Raw genomic sequence first — 24,730 nt, 5'->3', positions numbered from 1 at the left:
TGGCCAGAAGCCGAGCGAATTCCGGAACATTGGACTAGACCCATTCAAAAGGTCGGCTCATTCAGGCGTATATGATACAAGTCCCACATCTTGTCTTGCCGCAAAGTTCACCCTCTGATTCCCTGTGCCAAGGCGATAGAACCTGATTCTTGCACCTGGCGTGTTCAAGCGGCGCGTTCCGGGAACTTTTTTATCGATCAATTCCAAGGAGACAAGACGATGAGCACCGCGGCAAGGCCCGTCATCTCGGAAATGCGGCCGAAGATAACCGTCATCGGTGTCGGCGGTGGCGGCGGCAACGCGGTCAACAACATGATTGCCGAAAATCTGCAGGGTGCGGAGTTCATCGTCGCCAACACCGATGCCCAGGCACTGACCATGTCGAAAGCATCGCGGCTGATCCAACTGGGTGCCCATGTCACGGAAGGCCTGGGCGCCGGGTCCCTGCCGGCGATCGGCCGCGCGGCAGCCGAGGAATCGATCGACGAGATCAGGGACCACCTTGCGGGAACCCATATGTGCTTCGTGACCGCCGGCATGGGAGGCGGAACTGGAACCGGTGCCGCGCCCGTCATAGCGAACGCTGCACGGGCAGCCGGCATCCTGACGGTGGCGGTCGTCACCAAGCCGTTCACCTTCGAAGGGAAGCGCCGTATGCAAGCCGCCGAAGAGGGCATCGAGCAGCTTCGCGAATGCGCCGATACCGTGATCGTTATTCCGAACCAGAACCTCTTCAGGATCGCTGACGCAAAGACGACTTTCGCGGACGCCTTCGCCATGGCTGATCGCGTCCTTTATTCCGGCGTCGGCTGCATAACCGATCTCATCGTCAAGGAGGGGCTGATCAATCTCGACTTCGCTGACGTGAAGTCGGTGATGCGCGACATGGGCCGCGCAATGATGGGTACCGGGGAAGCCACGGGCGAGGACCGCGCCAGGAAGGCCGCCGAAGCGGCGATAGCCAACCCGCTTCTCGACGAAGCCTCGATGATCGGCGCCAAGGGCGTCCTGGTCTCGATCTCGGGCGGCATGGACATGACGCTGTTCGAAGTCGATGAGGCCGCCACCCGCATCCGCGAGGAGGTCGACGCCGACGCCGACATCATCGTCGGCGCCATATTCGACCGGGCACTCGCCGGAAAATTCAGGGTCTCAGTCGTCGCGACAGGATTGCGGCAGGGCCTGGAGATACCGCAGTAGGCAGGATCCGGGCTGCTGATTTATGAGTCTGGTGGACCGTGGTCATGGGCTTCGCCACCGAAAAGTCGGCCCGCAAGCCCGCACCATTGAACTTGCCGGTGAATTTGCGTTGCCGGCCTAGAGACCGAATTTGTTTCGAGGCAGCTGCCACGAATGCGCGAACTCGCGTCAGCGCCGCCGCGGAACCGCTCCAACTGCAACCGCGCCGCGAATGCGCTTCGACCACGATCCCCAACAGGAGGCCATACAGATTGACCACGGCAGACATTTCGCCTGCGATATGGCCAGCATCTGCTGACCACATGATCGGCACTTTCTGATCGGTGATGCGGGCTCGCTGGATATGGCACAATAAACCGGCATGGGTCAGGCGTCGGGAGCATCCAGTGGCGGCCAGCCTCGCAAGCACTATATCGAAGAAAAACTCAGGTCGACCCGACAGGAGCATACTCCATGGCTGACACGCCGATACCCGATGCTTCGTTTCTCGCGGCCCTGACGACAGAGCATTTCGTGCAGCAGACAGCGATCAGCACGTCCATAAGTGAAATGGCGTCGCGAACGACCATCTACATTATGTCTCTGTCGAGCGCTCTGGTGGCAACGGGCTTTGTTACGCAGTCCTCCGAGTTCTTCCTGCCGTTTGTCGCGGTTGTGCTGCCATCGGTCTTTTTACTGGGTGCCTTTACCGTCTTGAGGTTGGTCGACATCGCCGCTGAGAACATGCAGGCCCATATCGGCATTGCCCGGATCAGAGCCTACTATCGAAGTTTGGGCGACGAGGCTGCCTTCCAGTTTTCCAAGGAATTCGGTCGCTGGCCCGAAAATGACGCCGAACCTTCTCTTCGTACTGGGCCTCTCCTGGCGTACCTGACCACTGCAGCGACTATGATCGCATTCATAAATGCCATCGTCGCTGCGGCCGGCGTTACTCTGCTTGCGTTTCGTGTCGGTGCAGAACTATTGCTCGCGCTGTGTCTTGGTGCTGGAACAGCAATCGGCTTGATGACGATTTTCTATTTATACCAGCGCCTCCGGACGAAAGGCATGGTCCGCATTGCCAAACCCTATGGTTCTGAAAAGAGCGTGCTTTGAGCGGGTAATGAATGTGGTGTTTGTCTGAACGCCACCGGCATGGCAATTCCGGTCTCATTGACGACCAATGCTCCACGCTCCTCGCGGGCTGTTCGCAATGGCGAGCCCTTTCGGGATCGAGATATTTGCGCAAACTTTTTTGCCCGGCATGCGTTGTTCGTTCTCCGAGCACAGGAGAAAGCCATGCAGACTAAGTCGCAGACTTCAGCTGAAGCCGCCAAGCAACGCCATATCCAGCGTGGTATCGACGCCAAAGACGAGACGAAGAGCAATGGCAAAATGCAACAAGCGATGCAAGCCGGCGCCCGCAAATATCCCGAGCCGCCTTTTCCCGAGCAGCATCAACCCAAACCGGGCATGAATGGGCGATCGAGCCCGCTCCGCTCTACGATGCGCCTTACTACCTCGGATCGAAAAAACTCGACGACAAGGTAGCGCTTATCACGGGTGGTGATTCCGGCATCGGCCGTTCCGTGGCAGTCTTGTTCGCCCGCGAGGGCGCCGACATTGCGATCGTATACTTGAGTGAAGACAGGGACGCCGAAGCGACCAAAAACGCCGTCGAAAAGGAAGGCCGGCGTTGCATACTGATAAAAGCCGATGTCAGTGAACGCGAGCATTGCCGCAACGCCGTGGCGCTGACGGTCGAAAAATTCGGCAGGATCGACGTGCTGGTCAACAACGCCGCTTTTCAAATCCATTCCAGTGACTTCAACGACCTGACCGAGGAACATTTCGACACGACGCTGAAGACCAATCTTTACGGCTATTTTCATATGGCGCAGGAGAGCGTGCCGCACATGGAGCCGGGCTCCGCGATCATCAATACCGGTTCGGTGACCGGCATCGACGGTTCCAAGCAACTGGTTGACTATTCGATGACCAAGGGCGGCATTCATGCCTTCACACGAGCGCTTTCGGGCAATCTGATCGGCAAGGGCATCCGGGTAAACGCGGTCGCGCCAGGTCCGGTGTGGACGCCGCTCAACCCTTCGGACAAGGAAGCCGACGAAGTCTCGAAATTCGGCGCGGATACGCCGATGAAACGGCCAGCGCAACCGGAAGAACTTGCCCCGGCTTACGTGTTCCTCGCCTCGTCGCATTGCTCGAGTTACATCACGGGAGAGATCCTGCCGGTGGTCGGTGGCTACTGAGGTCGCGGAACGTATTTCGTTGCATTGGGCTACCGAGTAGACGGCACGCGACGACGTCGTCTCCAGGGAGACGCTTGCCGCGCTCGATCGCTTCAAGAAACGCGTGATCGGTGCCGTGCGCCGCCGCGACACGGCACCCGCCACGGCTCCGGAGCAATAGCGCTCCGTGTTGGTCGAAATCCTCGCTCGCGTTTTCAATTTTCTGAATTTCCGCTTGGAACTCTCCCGCCGGCATACCGTTCAAACATCATTGAGCCAGGAGAACGACCATGCCACGAGGCGACAAATCGAAATACAGCGACAAACAGGAACGTAAAGCCGACCACATTGCCGCAGGCTATGAGAAGCGCGGTGTTTCCGAGAAGGAATCCGAGCGCCGGGCATGGGCGACCGTCAACAAGGACGATGGCGGCGGCAAGAAAGAAGGCGGCTCGGGTCGTGGTAAACACACCGGACACCCCGCGGCCCACAAGGGTGGGAAAAGCGGCGGCAAGGCATCGGCTTCACGGTCAGCCGCAAGCCGATCGGAATCGGCAAAGAAGGCAGCGGCAACACGCAAGCGGAATGCCGAGCACCATGCCCATTAACTGCCCCGCAACAGGTTCGGAACGCCATGAAACCCAAGCTCGTCAATCAGGTCAGCGGGCAAAGAATTTTCGTCGTGGTGCTCGACCTCGGCGACGAAGGCTTCGCCGCGCTGACCGCCTTCGCAACCGACAAGAACATCGCCGACAAGAACATCGGCAGTGCCTCTTTGACTGCGATCGGAGCGTTCGGCGCCGCCTTGATCGATCTTAATGCGTGAGGTTGGCAAGCGCCTACCCGGCTCCTTGGCCATCAAGGGCGGATGTCTCTGTGGCAGGATCCGATTCAGCGCCGGGATCGAACCGAGGGTTCACTACTGCCACTGCGATATGTGCAGACGAGCGACCGGCAGCGCGTTTGCAGTTCTTGCCTGGATGCCCTGCCAAAGCCTGACCTGGAATTCCGGAACGCCAACATATCGAAGGTCTTCGCCGATCGCGCAAAGAGGCTTCTGCCCAGAATGCGGGTCGCCGCTCAGCCTTTGCTACGACGCGTCGCCGACCGAGATCGCGCTGCACGTCGGTACCTTCGATGATCCGGCTCACCTGATGCCTCGGTACAACTACGGTTCAGCGCAGCGCCTTGGTTGGGTGTGCTGCGGAATAGACCTACCGGACCGCGACACCGAGGAGCGCTGGTAGCGCCGCCTGTTGCGAATGACCAAGATTGCCGATCAGGAATGCGGCCCTTTGCGACGTGGCCAGACCGTTGACAACCCCTAAGCGCTAGCCGGTTTTGATCCTTTGGGGGGCCGCATTCTCTATCGCGAGGAAAATCGCTTCGAACAGATCCTCGTCCCGGAAGGGCTTGCCGAGCAAGGGCACGTCGGCTGGCCGATCGGCAATCTCCCGGGCATCGGCATAGCCCGTGATCATGACCGCTGGCCAGTCCGAGCGCAAATTGCGCGCGAAGCGGATCACGTCGACGCCGGATACGAGTGGCATGGCGAAGTCGGTGATAATGACGTCGAACTGGTTGGGAGTGCGCTCCATCATGGCCAGCGCCTCCGCCCCTCCTCCCGCGCAGGTCACCTCGAAACCACGCTGGCGAAGGGACTCGGCGGTCAATTGCCGCAAAACATGGCTGTCGTCGATCAGGAGGATTGATGGGTGCTCCATTCCGGCATCGGCGAACGCTCGTTCAATGCCGGGTTCCACCACAGGATCGACCGGCTGTTCGGTCGAACGTGGCAGCCAGAGTTGCATGGTAGTTCCGCGGTTGACGACGCTTTCTATGCGAAGTGTCCCACCTGACTGCTTCATGAAGCCGTAGACCGTGCTGAGGCCGAGGCCCGTTCCCTTACCGACCGGCTTGGTGGTGAAGAACGGTTCGACGACCTTGGCGACAAGATCGGGGGGTATGCCGGATCCGGTGTCCTTGACGGCGATCATGACATAGTCGCCCGGCGGAATATCCTCTGTTGGCGTCCCGATCGATCGATTCTGCGCATGCACGGTTATTGTCCCGCCAGAGGGCATGGCGTCACGCGCGTTGAAAACCAGATTCATCAAGGCCAATTCAAGTTGGCCTGCATCGACATGCACCGGCCAGATCGTGTCATCGATCTGCCAGTCGAAACGGATCAACCCCCCCAGCACGGGCGCCACCAATCCGTTCATCGTGTCGTTCAGCGCAGCAAGGCGCACCGCTTCCGGCTTCAGGGTCTGGCGCCGCGAGAATGCCAGCATTCGCGCCACAAGGTCAGCGCCTTGTTTTGCAGAACGCCGCGTCAGGTCGAGTACCTGTTGCGCCTGATCATCCAACGTGGCTCGGCGTTCAAGCAGCCCTAACCCACTGAGAATTGCGGCGAGCAGGTTGTTGAAATCATGCGCCAGGCCGCCGGTTAGCTTGCCGATAGCGTCGATGCGCTGGGATTGAAGCAGCTGATCCTCAAGACCGCGCCGCTCGGTGATGTCAAGCAATGTGCCGATGATTTCCGGTTCACGGCCATCTAAGCCGTCCGACATCACCCCCTGGTCGAGAAAAATGCGATACTCGCCATTGGCGCATTGCCAGCGGAACTCGCACGTATAGGAGCCGGTGGTTTTTGCCGCCAGCAGCGCTTCCCTCAATCGCGGCAGGTCGTCCGGATGAACGCGGCTGAGACCGAACTCTGGATCCGATGTCAGGTATTCAGGCGCAAAGCCGGTCAAGCGCTCGACGCCCTCCGTAACAAAGCGCGCCGCAAAGGGCGGCTCGGCTGCCCGAGCATGAAAGCAGACCGGCAACGAATTCAGGATGGCGTCCTGCCGTTGCTCGGCGCTGCGCAGCGCGCGTTCGGCCTGAAGCTTGTCCTTGTGCGCCTGCAACGCCTGCGCCAATAGTCCCTGCTCGACCTCCGCCTTGCGCTGGATCTCGAGCGTCTTCTCGTGGAGTTCGACGAAAACCGCGACTTTCGAACGCAGCATGATCGGATCGAATGGCTTGAACACATAGTCGACTGCGCCGGCGTCGTAGCCGCGCAGCATATGCGCATCCTCCTTGTTGATGGCGGTCAAGAAGATGATTGGGGTGCGCTTGGATTGCTCGCGCTGGCGGATAAGTGCGGCCGTTTCATACCCGTCCAACCCTGGCATGAGGACATCCAGGAGAATGACGGCGAACTCCTCTTTCAGCAGAAAGCGCAGAGCCTCTTCGCCCGATTGGGCGCAGATGACCTCTCCGATAGTCGCGAGCACTTCGCTGATCGCCAGCAGATTGCGCTCATCGTCGTCCACCGCCAGGATGCGGGCTCTTGCCGGCCCTTCGGCAAGAGCTGCCACCTCAAGTTTCCTTACCCTGTTTCTTGCCACCTTTTGCATCGAACGGCCGTCAGTTCGCTGCCAGGAGAATTTTTTCCGGGCTCTCGACACGGGATCGGGCACGCCCGATCCAGACACGAAGCAGCGCCAGCAGGAGATCCAGGTCGACGGGTTTGGCGATGTAGTCGGAAGCCCCGGCATCCAGACATTTTTGCCGATCCCCCTTCATCGCCTTTGCGGTGACGGAAATCAGCGGGATATGAGCAATCGCCGGTGTGCCGCGAATCCGCCGCATCGTCTCGTAGCCGTCCATCTCCGGCATCATGATATCGATCAATGCCACGTCGACATCGGGCGCCTGTTCAAGAAGCGCGATGCCATCACGGCCCCGCTCGGCATGCAGAACCTGTATGTCATAGGTCTCCAGAACACTGGTGAGCGAATAGATGTTGCGAATGTCGTCGTCGACGATGAGAACTTTCGCCCCGGCGAGATCGGACTTGCCGTTATGTTCAGTTCCTGCCCAGGCCTCTTGACGACCTTCTCCCGGCAGCGTTGCCGAAATATGCAGCGCCAATTGAGCGAAGTTCTCCGCCCGCGGTGCTTCCGCCAAGGCCGGGTTCAATGCCAGTACCTGTTCAAGCGCGTCCGGGTGAGGCGTAAAGAACAGCAGCTGCGGCAAGGCTTCGCCGAATTGGCCGGTGATCTCGTCCAGCGCCTTTGCGTTGTCCTTGGCGGAGCGTCCAAAGCCGAGCACGACGGCATCATAGGAGGCGAGGCCAACGTCTTCTGCATTTGCCGCAACACGACCGATCGCGGTGACCGACGTTACGCCGTCGCGGATTGCCTCGACCAGCGCCAGACGCCGCTCCGGGTCAGGGTCCACGACCAGAACGCGGCGCTGAACGCGGAGCTTCTTCGAGTGGATATCCTGAAACACCTTCATCAGCTCGTCCGAGGAAACGGGCTTGGTGGAAATGCTGGACGCCCCCTTGCGTGCGAGACTGTCGATGTCTTCGGCACCCGAGATGACATGGATGGGAATTCCCCTCGTCTTCTGGTCATGCCGCAGCAGATCGAAAAGCACCCAGCCATCGATATCCGAAAGTCCGAGATCAAGTGTGATTGCGTCGGGAACGAGCTTGCGGGCCAATGCCAGCGTGCCGGAACCTGCAGTCGACAGAACGCCTTTCAGCCCGGCCGACCGGGCGAGGCCAAGCAGCAACCCGCCAAAGGTCGGATCGTCTTCGACGATCAACACGATCCGATCGGTGGGTAGGATTGAATCGCGGTCGTCGATCAGCTCTGCCGAGGGCGGACTGCTGAGCAGAGCTGTCGCAGCAACTGCCTCCGCCGCCGGAGCCAAGGTCGACTGTACTGTCGTCACGCGGGGGCCGTCGAACGGGATGATGAGGGTAAATGTCGACCCCTTACCCGGCGTGCTTTCGACCCGCAATTCGCCGCCAAGCAAGCGAGCGATCTCGCGGCTGATCGAGAGCCCAAGGCCGGTGCCGCCATACTTGCGGCTGGTGGTGCCGTCGGCCTGCTGGAAGGCCTCGAAAATCAGCTTCTGTTTGTCTTCTGGAATGCCAATGCCCGTGTCGGTGACGGCGATCGCGAGAGCCTTCACCGGCTGCGTCGCGCCATTGCGGCGGCCGGCCTTTTCAACCCGGAAGTTCAGGCTGACCTCGCCTTCCGAGGTGAATTTGAATGCGTTGGAAAGCAGGTTGAGGACAATCTGCTGCAAGCGTTTCTCATCTGTGCGGACCGTGTCGGGAAGCGCCGGATCGACCTTGATGGTGAAGCCAAGTCCCTTGTCGGCTGCCAGCTGACGAAAAGTTCGTTCCATATGCTGGCGAAGATGCGTCACCGGCATATCGTTGATGTCGATGGAAACAGTGCCCGACTCGATCTTCGACAGATCGAGGATATCGTTGATGAGGCTGAGAAGATCGGTTCCTGCCGAATTGATGGTGCGGGCGAACTCTACCTGTTTTTCGTTGAGGTTGCCGTGCTGATTGGTCGCCAGCAGGTTTGACAAAATGAGCAGCGAATTGAGCGGCGTGCGCAGTTCGTGGCTCATATTGGCCAGGAATTCGGATTTGTATTTCGACGTGAGCGCCAGTTGCTCGGCTTTTTCCTCCAGCGCGCGTCGCGCCATCTCGATTTCGAGATTCTTGTTTTCGACCTGCTTCTTTTCGTTCTCGAGCAGCTGCGCCTTTTCCTGCAGCTCCTCGTTCGTCGCATGCAGCTCTTCCTGCTTTTTTGTCAGCTCGGTTTGACGCGCTTGCAATTCCGACGTCAGCAGTTGCGACTGCTTGAGCAGGCCCTCCGTGCGCATCGTCGCAGCGATTGTGTTGAGAACGATGCCGACGGATTCCATGAGCTGGTTGAGGAACGACTGGTGTGTGTCACGAAACTCGCCGAACGAGGCGAGCTCGATGACGGCTTTGACTTCATCCTCGAACAGAGCAGGCAGGATGATGACATTGGCTGGCGAGGCGCTGCCAAGACCAGATGTGACCCGAAGGAATTCTGGCGGCACATTGTCCAGCATGATGGCGCGCTTGTCGGCGGCACTTTGCCCAACCAGGCCCTCTCGCAGATCAAGCCGCTGCTTGATGGCAGCTTTGCTCTCGGCGCCATAGGAAGCCGCCAGCTCAAGATAGGATTCCTCCTCGTCGCGATTGGTGACGTAGAACACCCCATACTGGGCGTTCACCAGAGGAGCGAGTTCGGACATGATGAGCCGCGAGACGGTGGCAAGGTCGCGCTCGCCTTGCAGCATGCGCGAAAACCGGGCGAGATTGGTCTTCAACCAGTCCTGCTCGGCATTCTTCAGCGTCTGATCCTTCAGATTGCGGATCATTTCGTTGATGTTGTCTTTCAGCGCGGCGACCTCGCCGGAGGCTTCGACGCTGATCGAACGGGTAAGATCGCCCTTGGTCACCGCCGTCGAAACCTCGGCGATGGCACGCACCTGGGTGGTCAGATTGGCAGCGAGTTGATTGACATTGTCGGTGAGGTCGCGCCAGAGGCCGGCGGCACCTGGCACACGCGCCTGACCACCGAGCTTGCCCTCGATGCCCACCTCACGGGCGACGTTGGTCACCTGGTCGGCAAAGGTGGCAAGCGTCTCGATCATGCCGTTGATGGTGTCGGCCAGCAGGGCGATCTCTCCCTTCGCGTCGACCGTCAGTTTGCGCCTGAGATTGCCTTGCGCGACCGCCGTCACGACATCGGCGATGCCGCGCACCTGATTGGTCAAGTTCGTCGCCATCAGGTTGACGTTGTCGGTCAGGTCCTTCCAGGTCCCGGCAACACCTTCGACGCGCGCCTGGCCACCAAGCTTGCCCTCGGTGCCAACCTCACGCGCGACTCGGGTGACCTCGCCGGCGAAGGAGTTCAACTGGTCCACCATGGTGTTGATGGTCGACTTGAGCTCCAGGATTTCGCCCTTCACATCGACGGTGATCTTCTTCGACAGGTCGCCGCGCGCCACGGCGGTCGTGACTTCGGCGATGTTGCGCACCTGGCCGGTCAGATTCTCGGCCATCGAGTTCACATTGTCTGTGAGATCCTTCCACGTGCCGGCAACGCCGCGCACCTGCGCCTGGCCTCCCAACTTGCCTTCCGTGCCGACCTCGCGTGCCACGCGCGTGACTTCCGAAGCGAAGGAATTAAGCTGGTCCACCATTGTGTTGATGGTGTCCTTCAGCTCCAGGATCTCGCCGCGGACATCGACGGTGATCTTCTTCGAAAGGTCCCCGAGCGCCACGGCGGTGGTTACCTCGGCGATGTTGCGCACCTGGCCGGTCAGGTTGGCCGCCATGGCGTTGACGTTTTCGGTCAGATCCTTCCACGTGCCGCCGATGCCGCGCACCTGGGCCTGGCCGCCGAGCTTGCCATCGGAGCCGACCTCGCGCGCCACACGTGTCACTTCCGAAGCGAAGGAATTGAGCTGGTCGACCATCGTGTTGATGACGTCCTTGATCTGCAAGATCTCGCCCAGCGCGTCGACGGTGATCTTCTGGGTCAAGTCGCCGGTCGCAATGGCCGTTGCCACCTTCGACACGTCACGCAACTGCACCGTCAAATTGCCGGCCATGGCGTTGACGTTGTCGGTCAGATCCTTCCAGGTGCCACCGACGCCTTCGACATGCGCCTGGCCACCAAGCTTGCCTTCCGATCCCACTTCGCGGGCCACACGCGTGACCTCAGAGGCGAAGGAGTTCAGTTGGTCGACCATCGTGTTGACGGTGTCCTTGAGCTCCAGGATCTCGCCTTTGACGTCGACGGTGATCTTCTTCGACAGGTCGCCGCGCGCCACGGCGGTGGTGACTTCTGCGATGTTTCGAACCTGGCCAGTCAGGTTGGCGGCCATGAGATTGACGTTGTCGGTCAAATCCTTCCATGTGCCGCCGACGCCCCTCACCTCTGCCTGGCCGCCCAGCTTGCCTTCGGTGCCGACCTCGCGTGCCACGCGCGTCACTTCCGAGGCAAAGGAGTTCAGTTGGTCGACCATCGTGTTGATGGTGTCCTTGAGTTCCAGGATTTCGCCTTGCACGGCGACCGTGATCTTCTTGGACAGATCGCCCGACGCGACCGCCGTGGTCACCTCGGCGATATTGCGCACCTGACCGGTCAGGTTCTCGGCCATCGAGTTGACGTTGTCGGTGAGGTCCTTCCAGGTGCCGGCGACGCCGCGCACCTGCGCCTGGCCGCCAAGCTTGCCTTCGGTGCCAACCTCGCGTGCCACGCGCGTGACCTCGCCCGCGAATGAATTCAGCTGGTCCACCATCGTGTTTATCGTGGATTTCAGCTCGAGAATCTCGCCCTTCACGTCCACCGTAATCTTCTTCGACAGGTCGCCCAAAGCCACCGCGGTCGTCACTTCGGCGATGTTGCGCACCTGGCCAGTCAGGTTCTCGGCCATGGAATTCACATTGTCGGTCAGATCCTTCCACGTACCACCAACACCCTCAACGCGCGCCTGGCCGCCAAGCTTGCCTTCGGTGCCAACCTCGCGCGCCACGCGCGTCACTTCCGAAGCGAAGGAATTAAGCTGGTCCACCATCGTGTTGATGGTGTTCTTCAGTTCTAGGATTTCGCCCTTGACATCGACTGTGATCTTCTTCGACAGGTCGCCCGACGCGACCGCGGTCGTAACCTCCGCGATGTTGCGCACTTGCCCGGTCAGGTTCGTGGCCATCGCGTTGACGTTGTCGGTCAGATCTTTCCACGTGCCGGCGACGCCCTTGACCCGGGCTTGGCCGCCGAGCTTGCCTTCCGTACCGACCTCGCGCGCCACGCGCGTCACCTCGGAGGCGAAGGAGGCCAACTGGCCGACCATGGTGTTGACGATCTTGCCGATGCGCAGGAATTCGCCACGCAGCGGTCGGCCATCAATTTCGACCATCATGGTCTGCGACAGGTCGCCCTTGGCGACGGCGCCGATAACGCGCGCAACCTCAGCCGTTGGCTGAACCATGTCTTCTATGAGATCATTGACTGAACGGACACTGGATTCCCAACTGCCGGTGGCATTGCGAACCCGGCCGCGCTCGCCTATCCGCCCTTCCTTGCCGACGACCCGGCTCAAGCGCTCGAACTCGCGCGTCACTTGGTCGTTGAGGTCAGCGATCTCATTGAAAGTCTCAGCTATCTCGGAATCGAGGCCTTCATAAACATTGTCGATGCGGACAGAGAAATCGCCGCGCCGGAAGGCTTTCAGAGAATTCAGGATGCTTCGACGGTCCAATTGCTTCTTGGATGCCTGCACGGTCACAGCGCCACTCCCAGCCCTATGGATTTATACGGATAAAGTTGCCCCCGCGGCCAATGGTGGATCGCGCCGCAAGACCCCAAACGCGGCATCTTCAATTTTGTTCCATCGTGCCGTGAATTCCAGGCCGACGGTTGCGCCTTGGTTTGAACGCCGGATTTTCATGATGCGGTTGTGGATTTATCGTGCTTCAGCCGACCACGACACGTCATAGCCGTTTGCCATTGCCAGAGAGGCGGAATTGCGTTGCGCAACTCGGAAGGCGAGGCAGGCTTTGCGACCCATGTCCCTTGAAGGAAAATCGGATCGTGAAAACCCGAATTGGCGTAGCTTGCCGAATGGACGACAAAGGGGATGTTTCGGGCGTCAAGCAACGTAGCTATTCGTTCGAGCGCGATAAACGCCTCGTCTTCCAAAATCGCAACGGACCTATGGTGGTCCAATTATCGCAGTCCTTTGCTCTCCGAAGCGATCGGCAGCGCAGCACGCCGCCTGACCGGTTCCACCCGGTGGTCGAAGCTCACGGCAATTTTCTTGCCGGACATGGCATGGACCATAAGCCCGACCAATTCCTCGTCGTCGCAGCGACACTCAGGAAACCTTGCGCGGATTTCATCGACCGCAAACGCCGTCGAGATAATGTCGTCAGCGCGATAGCCAGAGATCACCGCGTAGACTGCGCTATAGGTTTCAAGGTCAATGACTTCTGTTTTCAGCACATCATCCTCCCTGCGGAAGGCCGACGGCAGAGGCGCCGGATGTCTCGCAAAGATTGCTAGATGCCGGCATCGAGTCTTCGGCGCTGTATCCTGTTCATTCTATGACGGTTGGCCGCGCTGTCGATAGCTCTGCAAGGCTTTGTACGCTTCCAGACACTGATTCACGCGAGCGACCAGATCAGGCAATCGTGCCGTTCATATACGTTTTCCGGTTCACTGTAGTGCCGTCCGCCAACTGAAACAGTCCGCCCGACCAGAATGACGATTGTCGGCCCTTTCACTTGAAGCCCACCAGATCAGCGAGTGAGTTGTGGCCAACACTCCAACACCTCCGCCATGCTGGCCGCCTCAATCTGCTCACTGAAGCGGGAATGGTAGACTTCCATCAGTGCGTCATGGGTCTGGTCGGCAGAGCTGCAGATGGCATCGGTGACGAGAATGACGCGAAAGCCACGATCGATGGCGCCAAGCACGGTCGCGAGAACGCAAACGTCGGTTTCGCCACCGGTGATCACGAGCGCACGCACGCCGGAGCCACTCAGCAGCGCGTCGAGCCGCCCCTCGGTCCAGGGCGAATAGACGTGTTTGTCGACCACCGTCGCCGGCGGTACAAATCGTGCGAGTTGAGGCATCAGCTCGATCAGGCGCGGATCGATGTTGGAAAGGGTTACCTCCGCCCACCGACGATAGTAGTTTGCCCACATTCCCGGCGCCTCGCCCGGGCGGGCGGCAGGAATGAAGCGCGTGAACAGGGTACGGCTGGCATGTCTGGCGACCAGTTCTTCGATCGCCGGGACCACCTTTTCAGCCCACGGCACGGGCCAAGGTCCACCCGGCGCAAACAGGCGCTGCATGTCGACGCACAGATGCAGGCCATCGTCGCCTATTGGTCCGTGAATCAATCCTTGGGCGGCCACTGGTGGATTCCGTCGGGTTTGGGTTACTGGCCTGCCTGCCGCGCTGCATCGGCCTCAGCCACATCAACAGTGTAAAGCAATTCACCGTTTTCGTTGGATACCCTCACAAGCCAGCCGGACAGAGCGTCCGTGCCAGGCTGCAGGTCGGCGAGAAGATCGATTGCGCAGCGGATAGCTTCGGACCGGGCCGCCTCAAGGCTCGCCATCCTCGACGGCGGTATGCGTCGGCTGGTTTCGCCATCGCGATACTCAAAGACATATACGTCGCCGGCGCCGTCGCTTGCAGAGGTTATCTCGACCTGGTCGAAATTGCCGTTGCTGCTCGCGTCATATTCATTGGCTGCGAGATCAAAGGTCGCTGTCTGGACCAGGATTGCCTTTGCGCGGGCAAGCACGTCATCTTCAGCTTGTATCCCGACGTTTGCCATGTCCACCGTAACGCAGTCGCCGCCCTCGCCGCAAAATATCACCCGGCGAACCGACTGCCCGTCTGGCGCCCTGGCATTCACCACTTCGGTCCGAACGACTTGCACGACACTCTCCTGCCTGTGTCTGACAATGTTCATGGTGCGCTTTCGGTTCCTGCGGATGCAGGCGCCGGCCCGGCAACTTAACGGCTTGCCCCGCCGCCAAAGGCCATTCGGAACCCAAGGCCAACAATGAAGAGGCCGGCGATCCGCTGCTGCCAAAGCCGCACACGAGGGCGCTTCAGGATCCAGGCGCCTATGCTGCCGGAGGCCACGGCATAGGTCCCCAACACCAACACGCCCGTCATTTTCTGAGTTGCTCCCAGCAGCAACAGTTGAAGCGTCACGGAACTCCCATGCGGATCAACGAACTGAGGCAGGAACGCTACCATAAACGTGATGGGCCACGGATTGAACAGATTGGCAATCATGCCTTCCCGCGCCGCGGCAACGGCCTTGATCGGGGACGTATCCGGCCGAGCCTGTGTTTCCGGCTTCGTGAAGACCAGCCCTAGCCCGAGCCATACGAGATACGCCGCCCCAAGCCATTGCAGTGCTCCAAAAGCTAGTGGGGAGGTTCGCACGAGAGACGAAACACCGAACGCTATGAGAGGAAGCTGAACCATGCCGGCGCCGGCCGTCATCCCCAATACCGTGAACAGCGCAACCCTGCGTCCCTGCCCTATGCCGCGCGCCGTCACCAGCATGCTATCCGGCCCGGGCGGCATCTGCAGCAGGACGACCGTTCCCACGAATGCTATCCAGTGGGCGGGATCGATGACTTGTTCCTCTCAACAATGATGCTCTTGTTGGACTTGGAGCGGCGATATAGCCGGTCAACGCGAAGCTGCGGCGCCGAGGCCGTTGCGCAGAAGTAGCTCATGTCTGGTTCAGAATTAACTGCAGAGCCGCGACCGCCTTGCTCCACGATCATCTCGGCAATGTACTCCTTGAGGTCCCCGACTTCGTCCTGAATGTCCTCGGGGGCGATGCCTTCCTCGTCTGCATCCGCGATGCATTCGCTTGCGAGTTCCTCTGCGGCATCGACGCCCTTCCGCATGAGAGCAGCCTTTTCGATCACATGCTCCTCAATCCATACTCCGACGAAATGGACTGTACGATTTACGATGAGGTCAGCGTCTTCCGAAAGCTGCGCCTCGGTTTTCAAATCGTCCCTCGTCGACACTTTCATGGAACTCACCTCGGCAAATGGGCTCACTTCCAACGCCGACAGGTTGCCAAAAGATGCACCGTGCCGATGAAAATCGCTGTCGAGACCGACAGGATTCCCCCCACCGGACATTCACGGTGCACCGAGCCCCCGCCGCAGGAACAATTCGAGCGGAAACGCGTTGCCCTAGCTGGAAACGGGATAAGCGCAAAATGGCCGCGCCACGTGCTGCCTGGAAGGGCTTCTTGAAGGTTGGCTCGGTTACTTGCGGCGTGAAGATTGTCGGCGCAACCAGCGAAGCGTCCAAGATCCATTTCAAGATTTTGAACCGCAAGGACGGTCTGCCGGTCAGGAGCGTCTACGCCGACGAGGAGACCGGAAAGCTGGTGGATGCAGCGGATCAGGTGAAGGGTTTCGAGATCGAAAAGGACGAATTTCTCCAGATCGAACCTGACGACATAAAGGCGTTGAAGCTGACGTCGAAGCACACGCTCGAAGTCGGCGAATTCGTATCGATTGACGATATCGATACGCGCTATCTCGAGAAGCCCTACTATCTGATCCCGGCCGACGGCGCCGCAATCGAAGCATACGGAGTGATCCGCGATGCCATGAAGAACAAGGGCGTGGCCGCTCGATCCTGCGTGGTGCTCTACCAGCGCGGCCGCGAAGTGCTGATTCAGCCCTATGGCAAGGGGATGGTGATGACCGAGCTTCGCAACCACAACGAAATGGTTTCGGAAAGCACTGTGTTCGATGGATTGGCCAAGCAGAAATACGACCCCGATCTGCTCGAAATCGCCGGCATGCTTATTGACAAAAAAGTGACGACCTTCGATCCCTCGAAATTTGAAGACACCTATGAAGACGCGCTGATCGCCATGATCGATGCAAAGCGCAAAGGCAAGAAGCTGCCGAAGCCCGCACCAAGGCCACAGGAGAATGTCATCAACCTCGCTGAGGTGCTGAAGAAGAGCCTCAAACAGGAAGGGCTGGCGAGATCCACAAAGAGAGCCTCACCGAAACGCAAGACAGCATAGTTGATAACTGCCTAGCCAGAAGGTCCGCACAGCAGCCCCAGCCGCCCCTAAATCGCTCGGAACAATTCTCGCGGTTGCCCGTTGGCCACCAAGGACGATGCCGTATGCCGAGATCAAGAACGTCGACAGGGCAGTCCTCAAAGAGTCAGAGGCAGCGGATGCCAACATTGCGCTCAAAGGAGCCGGAACGCAGGACTCTGATCGGGCGCCGACAAGCCCCAGGACCGCTGGCCATAGGTAAAAATACATGGGGTGTGAAAAGACCCTTTCGCCTCCAGACGCGGCGACGCGCGACCTGTGGCGGGCCGAACCCCACGCCCAAGCGAAACCCGGAGAATAGATGTGCCCCCCAAACCAGAGCCAACCGAAGAGCCGCCAGTGGATGCGCCGACGTGGACGCCGGACATACGCGAGCCTGAGCCGGATCTTCTTCCCGACGAAGTGCCAGTTCCTAATCCGGACGAGAACCGTGATCCGCCAAAGCGAGGCGTGGTGACAGACTGAACAACGGGTTTGGTCCGGCATCCTCCTGCAAAGGCGTTTATCTCGCCGCCGGGTTCAAGATCGCCAGTGAAATGCGACTGGATTTGGCTGCGCCGAATGCTTGACGGATTTGGTCTCCATAGTGTGGACCTGCCGACGCTTCGCCAAGCCTCATTTTCCAAGTATCTGTTCGAACGTGCATTGCTTCGGGCTTTTGTCAGGACGCCATCGCAGAAATTTGGTGCCATGACGGAAACGATCCCCGGTGACATGATCGAACCGCACCTCCGCCACCAGTTCGGGCCGCAATGGCTCCCATTGTCCGCTTCTTTCCGTGCTCCACCGACTGGGACCGCCCGGCGCTTTTCCCGTGAAGCCAGGAGCCGATCGCAAAGCTTCAAGTTGTCGCGTAAGCTTGGCCCTGTCCTCCCGGGCGATCGTCGAAGTGAACCCGACATGGTCGAGTTGCCCCTGGTCATTGTACAGGCCAAGCAACAGGGAGCCGACTTCACGCGAATTCGCCAGGTAGCGGAACCCTCCGACGACACAATCGGCCGTGCGCAGGTGCTTGACTTTGACCATGGCGCGCTCGCCGGGTCGATATTCGTCATCGAGAAGCTTGGCAACGACCCCGTCGGTCGAACCTTGTCCGGATTGGCCAAGCCATCTGCCTGCCGCCGCCAAATCACGCGTTGCCCGAGACAGTTCGAGATCCTTTCGCCCGGCCGACTTTACGAACAGTTCGAGTGCAGCGCGCCGAACCGAGAGCGGCTGCTGCATCAAGGCGCCCTCGGAGGTCGCCAACATGTCAAAGAGGATCAGCTTTGCCGGCGTCGCGACCGACAGTTTCCGGATCCTGCTTTCCGCCGGATGCAGCCGCATCTGCAAGGCGTCGAAAGAAAGAGAGCCTGCAATTTCGATGACGATCTCACCATCGACCACGAACTCTTTTGTTTTCAGTTCATGCAACATCGCGACGATTTCCGGGAAATACCGCCCTAACGGCTTGCCGGATTTTGCTCGCAACTCCACGGCCGCGCCGGCTTTAAAGGCCAGGCAGCGGAACCCGTCCCATTTGGGTTCGTATTGCCATCGGCCAGCATCGGCCGGCAACGTGTCGGCAGCCTTTGCTTCCATCGGCGCCGTGCTCAACGCCACGCCGAAAGACGATTTTACACTCGTCGGCAGATCGCGAGAGATGGCAGATTCGCCCGTCATGAAAGTTCCGTGGACAACGATGGAGATCGACTCAACGCAGCACTGGTGCCGGTTTTGGAAAAATCATGCTTCAACAGGGTTAGGTCATGATGAGATTTCAACCAGATCTCATCATGACCTGGGACGGTCTACTCGGCAGCCTGCATGTTGATCTTGCTTTCCGCCATTTCGGTGAGCTTGCGATCGGTCGCCTGCTCTTCCTTCAGGTTCTTGGCCAACACGTTGGCGCAGTCGCTGCGGCCAAGCTGCTTGGCCCAGGCGATGAGCGTGCCGTATCTGGTCATCTCATAATGTTCGACCGCCTGCGCCGAGGCTATCAGTGCCGCGTCTAGGACCTCCTTGTCGTCGACGTCGCCGCTCACATCGTCGGCTTCTTCGAGAATGCCGTCTATCGCCGGGCAGTTGACCTCCTTGGCCTTGACGCCATGCAATTCGAACACCTGTTCGACGCGCTCGATATGGCCTTTGGTCTGCTCGAGGTGTTTTTCGAATCCGGCCTTCAATTGCGGATCGGTTGCCTTGCCGATCATCTTCGGCAGCGCTTTCTCGATCTGCTTTTCGGCGTAATAGATGTCGCGCAGCGTGTGCACGAAGAGATCGTCGAGTGTCTTGATGTCCTTCGAAAAGAAGCCCATGGCCTTACCTTTCATTGTGCAGAAGTTCGGGTTCGGCGGCGGCTTGCCCGCCACCCGCGGAGGCCGGGAACTCGTCCCGGCTTGCTGGTCAACGCACCGGTGCTGGAGGAGTTCCTGATTCCGAGCCGGGCCGTTACTTCTTTTCGAGACGCTGCGATCCATCTCCAAAGGAGCTTTGACCCGATCACACGTTCCATGGTCCAGACGACGACCCCAAGGCGCACGCCGGCGCGGAAAAACTGACGGCCAGGAGAGCGGAAACGTGCTCTGCGCCGCAAGCTCTCGCAGGCGATGGCTGCCTCGACAAATGCAATGCCAGCGTCGGGCGCGCACTATTGTCGGGAGAACTCTTGGTCAAGTATGCGAAGGCCCTCTTCATATTTGGCCGCCGACGCTCCGACCTGCCTCGACTGCCAGATGTTGTCCTCCAGATCGGCGCGTTTTACGGGGAGCGCCACTGGGTTCGACGCAGCCCGCCGGACAAAGGCGAAATACTCCTCATCCGGCCTGCGCGACATGGCGTCGACCGCCTCGGTAATTGTCGGTCCGAAGCCTGCTTCGTCGAGCTTGGCGCGGGTCCAGCCTTCGCCTTTCTCCAGAACGTCATGAAGGTAGGCAACAGTCTTCTGATCGATTGTCTCGACAGCGTCGACGACACGGCGGCAATGCTCGATGTAAGGCCGCCCGGTCTTATCGCGCTGGGACGCGTGAACCTCCTCCGCAATCTTTGCCGCCTGGTAGAAAATGCTCATCGCGCCTGTCGTTACCGTGATTGTCTCTGCCTGATGAACCTATTCGACGATATGTGGCGTGTGTCGCTTGTCCTCGGCAGGGTCGACATCGATACGGGCCTTTTCCGGATCGAAAGCGCCGTGACCTGCAATAGCCAGAGCAGCCGCATCGGGCGTTTCGTAGGCCCACATGAAATCGTCGGAAGAACTGCCGACGGCGTGGACACGCCAGTAGCTTGCGGTGCCTTTGAGCGGGCACCGGGTGGTGGTGTCGGTCTTTTCGAAAAGATCGAAATAGATGTCCTCGAAGGGGATATAGAAAACGGGCTCGTGCCCGTCTTCACGCAGGACCTTCGCCCGCTCCGTAGCTGCGACGATGGCGTCGGAAAACCGCACCGTCACCGTGCCGGAAAACGGTTCTATGGCCAATCGGCCAAGGTTTTGCTGTGAAGTTGCGCCTGAAGTTTGCATCTGAATTTCTCCCTGGCGATTACCGCAAGATCGGTCATGCCTGGAGACGAAATGCGCGGCGGCGCTTCAGGTTCCGGCATGTCCGATGAACCTGAATGGCGGGCCTGACTTAAAGCGCCTCCCGCTTGCAGTATCCAGCAGTTCTCGTTGGTAAGGCGCGGTGAAATGCTCGTCCAACCCATTCGAAGACTTTAGAAGGACGACACGGTCGTCGCTTCCGTGGAGCGTCAGGGCTGGCACCGAAATGATCTTCGCCGCTACTTGCCGGCGGGCGAGTTCGTGGCTGGAGATGCTCCAGCTGTTTGGCCGTCGTCAGCTGCCGCCTCATGTACGGGCTCCGGGGCGGCCTCAGTTGCGGCCAAGTGGGCCGCAAGGTCCCTATAGACCTTGTCCCTGCCGCCATCGTGTTTAGCGATCAGGCCAAGTAAGTCATGACGGCTTAGCTTTGCAATCTTCATGAGGAATTCGAATTCGTGCTTCGGAATGGAGGCTGCTAAGCGATCGAGTTTGGCCCGCCGGGTCTCTTTGGACACATGTGCTCCTATGTATCCAGGCAGCATGCGAGGCACGTACTCGGAGGCCCGCCATTGTCTTGATGGCGGGCCTTCGGGCGGCCGAAGCCGCTAGGTCCATCGGCTACTTGTTGCAATTTTGCACGGTCGAGGTCGTTGTGCCACTTGCAGTGTTGTTATCGATGTCATTGCCTGCGGCGTCCTTGCAACGGTCGGTCATGCCGTTCGATCTTGTAGTCGAGTTTGTGGAATTCGGATCGGTTGGCACGGCCGCATTCCCGCTGCCAGTGCCATTGCCAGCGGCGCCGCCGCTGCCAACAGTTCCAGTACCAGTTCCATTACCCGTGCCAGCCGTGCCGCCAGCACCCGTTCCATTTGTCTGCGCCAAGGCGGAACCGGCCAAGGCAATAGTTAGCACCGACGCGGCTAGAATTTTCTTCAACATTGGAGTCTCCGTGTTTGAATCGCCGAATTGCGATCGCTTTCCCAACGACAGGTTTTTCTCATTGTTCCCGGCGTAATGGATTGTGATCCGCAGCAGCCTTCGTCGAGGTGGACACTCTTGACGGCGCACGAATTGTGATGAGACCTGACAAGGGCAGGATGGGCTTTGTTCAACACCAAAGCGATATGTTGGGCGCGGCTGCATGCATCCGACGCGGATCGCGATGCGGAATGTGGGCAAGACGGGTTACAACAGAAGTGGCGATCAGAGCTGCGAGCGAACCGGCCGCCTTGATGTTAATCTGACGGTTGAATCTCAAGACCATTCCGACGCAGGAGCAGAACGCATGCCGGCTCGATCCGAAGGATTTACAATCGCTCTGGCTCACAACGGGGATGCACGAACGCAGGCGGCCGCTGCGCTCTATCGACACAACATCGAACAAACCGGAATCGATGACCGGGCAGTGATCGGCGCGGAGCTTACCGACCCCTCGGGAAAGATCTGGGGTGGAATTTGGGGCAGAACGGAACTGGGGCTCCTGTTTCTCGACATGTTCTTCTTGCCTGAAAAATTGCGTGGCCGATCCTATGGATCACAGCTTCTTATGGCGATTGAGGAGGAAGCCATTAGGCGCGGATGCAAGAGAGCCGTCGTCGAGACGAGCAGTTTCCAGGCGCCTCAATTTTACCGGCTTCATGGGTTTGAGGAATTCGGCAAAGTCGAATTCGTTATTCCAGGACACGCCCGCATCTTCCTTCGCAAGAACCTGCAGTAATCTTTGCGGAGGCGCCATCTGCACGAACGGCTGTTCGCCGGCAAAACGCCGGCGCCTTAGCCCTCCCAGCCGTAGCCATCTACTCCCGAAGGTCCTTTTGCCCTTTCCATCCGGGAAGCTCGGTCATCGGGCATAGCAGCCGCGGTCGCGCCGGATCGGAGATATCGAGTTTATCCCAGGGAATGCGGTACAGGCCGTCGCGACGGCGCAGCCGAAACAGGTCGAGCATCGCGATGCCGATGGTCGAAGCCGACAGACGCTCGAACGCGGCGTAGATGCCAACGTGGAATTCAGTAACGACGAGCTCGTCGCCACGCTGTTCGGCGAGAATCTCTTCGATGTGACCGATGCTCTTTCCACGCTGCGAGAGCACGCGTCGCCCGGCAAGGTGTTCGAGGTTGACTGTCCTCATCATCACGCTCCTGGGATGCGCCCGATGACATGATCGCGCAACCAGTCCTGCCAGGCGAAAATCAACGTCTCGCCCACCTCGATGTCACATTCGATGTCGAGCCCGTTGTCCTGCACCTTTTTCCACGCAATCCTGTGTGGCTCGGCGTGGCGTTTGCCACCCACCCTCGTCGCCAGTTGCGCCATCCATTCCCCGGGCCGCGGGCCAAGGCGGCGCGCCAAAGTGATGGAGCCGAGTTCTATCGCGACAATCCTTGGTGGTTTGCCCCGCCGCAACTCGGCCACCACTCCGTCGACCTTGCCGATCTTGACCCGCCGGCGGTCGAACACCTGCTTGTCCAGGAGATCACGCATCAATTCCATCATGTGCCTCCGAATATCTGCAGCGGAATCGTCACCACGGCGAGCACGAAGGCAAGCGCGATAATGAAGATAACGGCGGCATTCGAAATGATGCCGTTGCGATGTTCGCCGACATAGCGTTCGTCATTCAGCAGGAAGAGAAATGGAACTACCGTCAGCGGAAGGCTCGCCGCCGTTACCGCCATGGAAAAGATGGTCAGCCTCAGTGGGTCGAGGCCAAGCACGATCGGAATGGCGGCCAAAAACAATGATGCCGTATAGACGGCACTGAAGCCCGGATCATCGCGCGGCTTGCGATCCTCACCCCAGGTCCAGCCAAAGCCCTGTGCCACCAGATATGCCTGTTGCAACCCGACTTCGAGTGCGGCGCCGAAACAGGCAATGGCTAGCGAGGCAACGAATAGAACGAACCCCCAGAAGCCGAATATAGGGATCAGCATCAACGGCAGTTGGTGATAGTCGTCCACCTGGTCGATGCCGTGCGTCGCGAGAACGAGAGCAGCGACGATCAACACGGCGATCGAAATGGTCCCACCGAAGGTCATGCCCAGCCCGGCGATGGCACGATTGGCCCCAAGGTGGCTTTCATCCCATTTGTCCTCGATAGCTCCCGAGGAATAGAACATGAAAAGATAAGGCGATATCGACGCGCCGAGAATGCTGGCCGCCATGAACCAGTAATTGATGGCATCGTGAGCCGGCAGCGAAGGCACGGCGCTGCCAGCGACCGCTGTCCAGTCGGGCTTTAACATCACCGCACCAACCACGAAGCACAGCGTCACGAGGCCGAGGACCGAAACGCCTTTCTCGATAAAGCCAAACGTGCCTTTCCACAGCAGCAACCATGCCAGCAACGCCACCGGCAGTGCCCACCACTGGAAGCCTATGCCGGTGGCAAGTTCGAGTGCGATGGCCACACCGCCGATCTCAGCGGACAGCACCATGAAATTGACGAGAAGGACGACGAGCAACGGCCATAGGAAGACGTTGAACCCAAACCTTTCACGAATGCCCTCTGAGATCGTGTGATGGCTCATCGCGGCGAACCGACCGGCCATTTCAACCAAAAAGATGATGCATATGGTGCCGAGAACTATGGCCCAGATCAGCTGGAATCGGAAGGCGGCACCCGCCTGCGCCGCCGTAGCCATCGACCCGACTTCGAGGAAACCTCCGACACTGGTGACGACGCCAAGCGATATTTCCAGAAGCTTCTTCACAGCTTTGGTCCGAAAGCGCTGGTGTAAGCGGCGGCGAGCGAGCGCATGGCCGCCCGAAGATCCTGTTGTGCGCTTTTCACCTCAGTGCGATTGTTCACCCGCAATCCCGCCTCGGCATGCGCCACCGCCACCGACAAACTGTTGACTGCTGCCGTCAGTCCTGCTCGCCCGGCTGGTTCAGCGGTCTCGGCCGATCGAATTTGCGCCTCGACATCGGCCAGCGTTTTTCCGACCGAGTGCAGTGCGGCCGTGGCATAGGGGGACGGTGCCGCTCCCTCCACCCAGGCATCCAGCACCATCGATACGGTCTGTGCCGCGGAGGCCGCGGTTCGTGATTGCTGCGCCACCTGATTGGAAGACGAGCATCCGGCCAACCCGGCTAGAATCAGCAGCAAGCACAGCCAGCCAACCGGAAAATGACGGTCGTTATGGGGTACAGCGCGCGTTGGATGCGCCACGCGGATTTCCTCCCCGGCCCGAACCAACTGCGTCCGGCATCAATGATCTAGAGCGCTCGGAGAGCTCGTCAAACGAAACCGACGACGAGCCTGTGAGGTCGGCTAGTCCAACGTAAAAAAACGCTCCATCC

Annotated in this window: 23 protein-coding genes and 1 pseudogene; 8 read left to right on the top strand and 16 right to left on the bottom strand. The window is 59.4% G+C overall.

The genetic code is table 11. The features are described from left to right. Window positions 1-219: 219 nt before the first annotated feature. The 6 genes and pseudogenes from ftsZ (at window position 220) to NKH35_RS07615 (ending at window position 4,675) form a co-directional block, all read left to right on the top strand. The gene (gene ftsZ, locus NKH35_RS07640) at window positions 220-1,200 is read left to right on the top strand and encodes a cell division protein FtsZ (RefSeq protein WP_023696303.1); all 981 of its coding nucleotides are present in this window, start codon (window positions 220-222) and stop codon (window positions 1,198-1,200) included. 453 nt (window positions 1,201-1,653) lie between these two features. Beyond that, entirely contained in the window at window positions 1,654-2,295 is a 642-nt protein-coding gene (locus NKH35_RS07635; RefSeq protein ID WP_352914009.1) for a hypothetical protein, read from the top strand. Window positions 2,296-2,478: 183 nt separating this feature from the next. Beyond that, window positions 2,479-3,449 (top strand): annotated as a pseudogene (locus NKH35_RS07630) (SDR family oxidoreductase). Window positions 3,450-3,718: 269 nt separating this feature from the next. Next, the gene (locus tag NKH35_RS07625; RefSeq protein ID WP_023687854.1) at window positions 3,719-4,036 is read left to right on the top strand and encodes a hypothetical protein; all 318 of its coding nucleotides are present in this window, start codon (window positions 3,719-3,721) and stop codon (window positions 4,034-4,036) included. 26 nt (window positions 4,037-4,062) lie between these two features. Next, window positions 4,063-4,254: a PPC domain-containing DNA-binding protein gene (locus NKH35_RS07620; protein WP_023815879.1), complete on the top strand. Its 192-nt coding sequence runs from the start codon at window positions 4,063-4,065 to the stop codon at window positions 4,252-4,254. Then, the gene (locus NKH35_RS07615) at window positions 4,247-4,675 is read left to right on the top strand and encodes a GFA family protein (protein ID WP_081726065.1); all 429 of its coding nucleotides are present in this window, start codon (window positions 4,247-4,249) and stop codon (window positions 4,673-4,675) included. Before NKH35_RS07620 ends, NKH35_RS07615 begins: the two co-directional genes overlap by 8 nt. Before the next feature lie 84 nt (window positions 4,676-4,759). Here NKH35_RS07615 and NKH35_RS07610 read toward each other — a convergent pair whose 3' ends face one another. From NKH35_RS07610 to NKH35_RS07580, 7 genes are all read right to left on the bottom strand, one after another. Next, a complete protein-coding gene (locus NKH35_RS07610; RefSeq protein ID WP_245274134.1) occupies window positions 4,760-6,796 on the bottom strand; it encodes a PAS domain-containing hybrid sensor histidine kinase/response regulator in 2,037 nt (678 codons plus the stop codon). Window positions 6,797-6,845: 49 nt separating this feature from the next. Then, on the bottom strand, window positions 6,846-12,557 hold the full coding sequence (locus NKH35_RS07605) for a HAMP domain-containing protein (RefSeq protein ID WP_031198412.1): 5,712 nt from the start codon (window positions 12,555-12,557) through the stop codon (window positions 6,846-6,848). 446 nt (window positions 12,558-13,003) lie between these two features. Further along, entirely contained in the window at window positions 13,004-13,279 is a 276-nt protein-coding gene (locus NKH35_RS07600; protein ID WP_023725485.1) for a hypothetical protein, read from the bottom strand. Between the two features lie 296 nt (window positions 13,280-13,575). Beyond that, entirely contained in the window at window positions 13,576-14,196 is a 621-nt protein-coding gene (locus tag NKH35_RS07595) for a cysteine hydrolase family protein (protein ID WP_023687850.1), read from the bottom strand. A 23-nt stretch (window positions 14,197-14,219) separates the two neighbouring features. After that, a complete protein-coding gene (locus NKH35_RS07590) occupies window positions 14,220-14,705 on the bottom strand; it encodes a DUF6894 family protein (RefSeq protein ID WP_156933725.1) in 486 nt (161 codons plus the stop codon). A 101-nt stretch (window positions 14,706-14,806) separates the two neighbouring features. Beyond that, on the bottom strand, window positions 14,807-15,415 hold the full coding sequence (locus tag NKH35_RS07585) for a LysE family translocator (protein ID WP_245260762.1): 609 nt from the start codon (window positions 15,413-15,415) through the stop codon (window positions 14,807-14,809). A 5-nt stretch (window positions 15,416-15,420) separates the two neighbouring features. Continuing rightward, entirely contained in the window at window positions 15,421-15,855 is a 435-nt protein-coding gene (locus NKH35_RS07580; RefSeq protein ID WP_198029688.1) for a DUF768 domain-containing protein, read from the bottom strand. A 53-nt stretch (window positions 15,856-15,908) separates the two neighbouring features. Here NKH35_RS07580 and ku point away from each other — a divergent pair, with 53 nt between their 5' ends. Continuing rightward, entirely contained in the window at window positions 15,909-16,874 is a 966-nt protein-coding gene (gene ku / locus NKH35_RS07575) for a non-homologous end joining protein Ku (protein WP_502906975.1), read from the top strand. Between the two features lie 654 nt (window positions 16,875-17,528). On the opposite strand, the gene NKH35_RS07570 is transcribed toward ku, so the two are convergent. The 5 genes from NKH35_RS07570 to NKH35_RS07550 all read right to left on the bottom strand — a co-directional run bounded on the left by NKH35_RS07570 (window position 17,529) and on the right by NKH35_RS07550 (window position 21,369). Beyond that, the gene (locus NKH35_RS07570) at window positions 17,529-18,575 is read right to left on the bottom strand and encodes an ATP-dependent DNA ligase (protein ID WP_352914004.1); all 1,047 of its coding nucleotides are present in this window, start codon (window positions 18,573-18,575) and stop codon (window positions 17,529-17,531) included. A 128-nt stretch (window positions 18,576-18,703) separates the two neighbouring features. Continuing rightward, window positions 18,704-19,210, bottom strand: a complete 507-nt coding sequence (locus NKH35_RS07565; protein WP_023668075.1) for a YciE/YciF ferroxidase family protein — start codon at window positions 19,208-19,210, stop codon at window positions 18,704-18,706. 332 nt (window positions 19,211-19,542) lie between these two features. Continuing rightward, window positions 19,543-19,962, bottom strand: a complete 420-nt coding sequence (locus NKH35_RS07560) for an HD domain-containing protein (protein ID WP_352914001.1) — start codon at window positions 19,960-19,962, stop codon at window positions 19,543-19,545. A gap of 39 nt (window positions 19,963-20,001) precedes the next feature. Continuing rightward, a complete protein-coding gene (locus NKH35_RS07555; protein WP_023704637.1) occupies window positions 20,002-20,412 on the bottom strand; it encodes a DUF427 domain-containing protein in 411 nt (136 codons plus the stop codon). Window positions 20,413-21,048: 636 nt separating this feature from the next. Next, window positions 21,049-21,369 carry a hypothetical protein gene (locus NKH35_RS07550; protein WP_352913999.1) on the bottom strand — a complete coding sequence of 107 codons (321 nt, stop codon included), beginning with the start codon at window positions 21,367-21,369 and terminating at the stop codon, window positions 21,049-21,051. Window positions 21,370-21,571: 202 nt separating this feature from the next. Between NKH35_RS07550 and NKH35_RS07545 the strand changes: the two genes are divergently transcribed. Beyond that, window positions 21,572-22,147: a GNAT family N-acetyltransferase gene (locus NKH35_RS07545; protein WP_352913997.1), complete on the top strand. Its 576-nt coding sequence runs from the start codon at window positions 21,572-21,574 to the stop codon at window positions 22,145-22,147. A 79-nt stretch (window positions 22,148-22,226) separates the two neighbouring features. On the opposite strand, the gene NKH35_RS07540 is transcribed toward NKH35_RS07545, so the two are convergent. The 4 genes from NKH35_RS07540 to NKH35_RS07525 are packed head-to-tail and all read right to left on the bottom strand — an operon-like array spanning window position 22,227 to window position 24,599. Further along, complete coding sequence (locus NKH35_RS07540) at window positions 22,227-22,559, bottom strand: hypothetical protein (RefSeq protein ID WP_023681169.1); 333 nt, start codon at window positions 22,557-22,559, stop codon at window positions 22,227-22,229. 2 nt (window positions 22,560-22,561) lie between these two features. Further along, window positions 22,562-22,924 (bottom strand): hypothetical protein, encoded by a 363-nt coding sequence (locus NKH35_RS07535; protein ID WP_352913995.1) that lies wholly within the window; start codon window positions 22,922-22,924, stop codon window positions 22,562-22,564. Further along, window positions 22,921-24,141 carry an NRAMP family divalent metal transporter gene (locus NKH35_RS07530; RefSeq protein WP_352913993.1) on the bottom strand — a complete coding sequence of 407 codons (1,221 nt, stop codon included), beginning with the start codon at window positions 24,139-24,141 and terminating at the stop codon, window positions 22,921-22,923. The genes NKH35_RS07535 and NKH35_RS07530 overlap by 4 nt, the downstream gene beginning before the upstream one ends. Then, a complete protein-coding gene (locus tag NKH35_RS07525; RefSeq protein WP_352913990.1) occupies window positions 24,138-24,599 on the bottom strand; it encodes a hypothetical protein in 462 nt (153 codons plus the stop codon). The genes NKH35_RS07530 and NKH35_RS07525 overlap by 4 nt, the downstream gene beginning before the upstream one ends. Window positions 24,600-24,730 lie beyond the last annotated feature (131 nt).

Origin of the sequence: Mesorhizobium sp. M1143, assembly GCF_040318435.1 — a bacterium.
Classification (GTDB): Bacteria; Pseudomonadota; Alphaproteobacteria; order Rhizobiales; family Rhizobiaceae; genus Mesorhizobium.
Note: the sequence above shows the minus strand (reverse complement) of the source record. Positions and strands in the feature narration are given on the sequence as shown.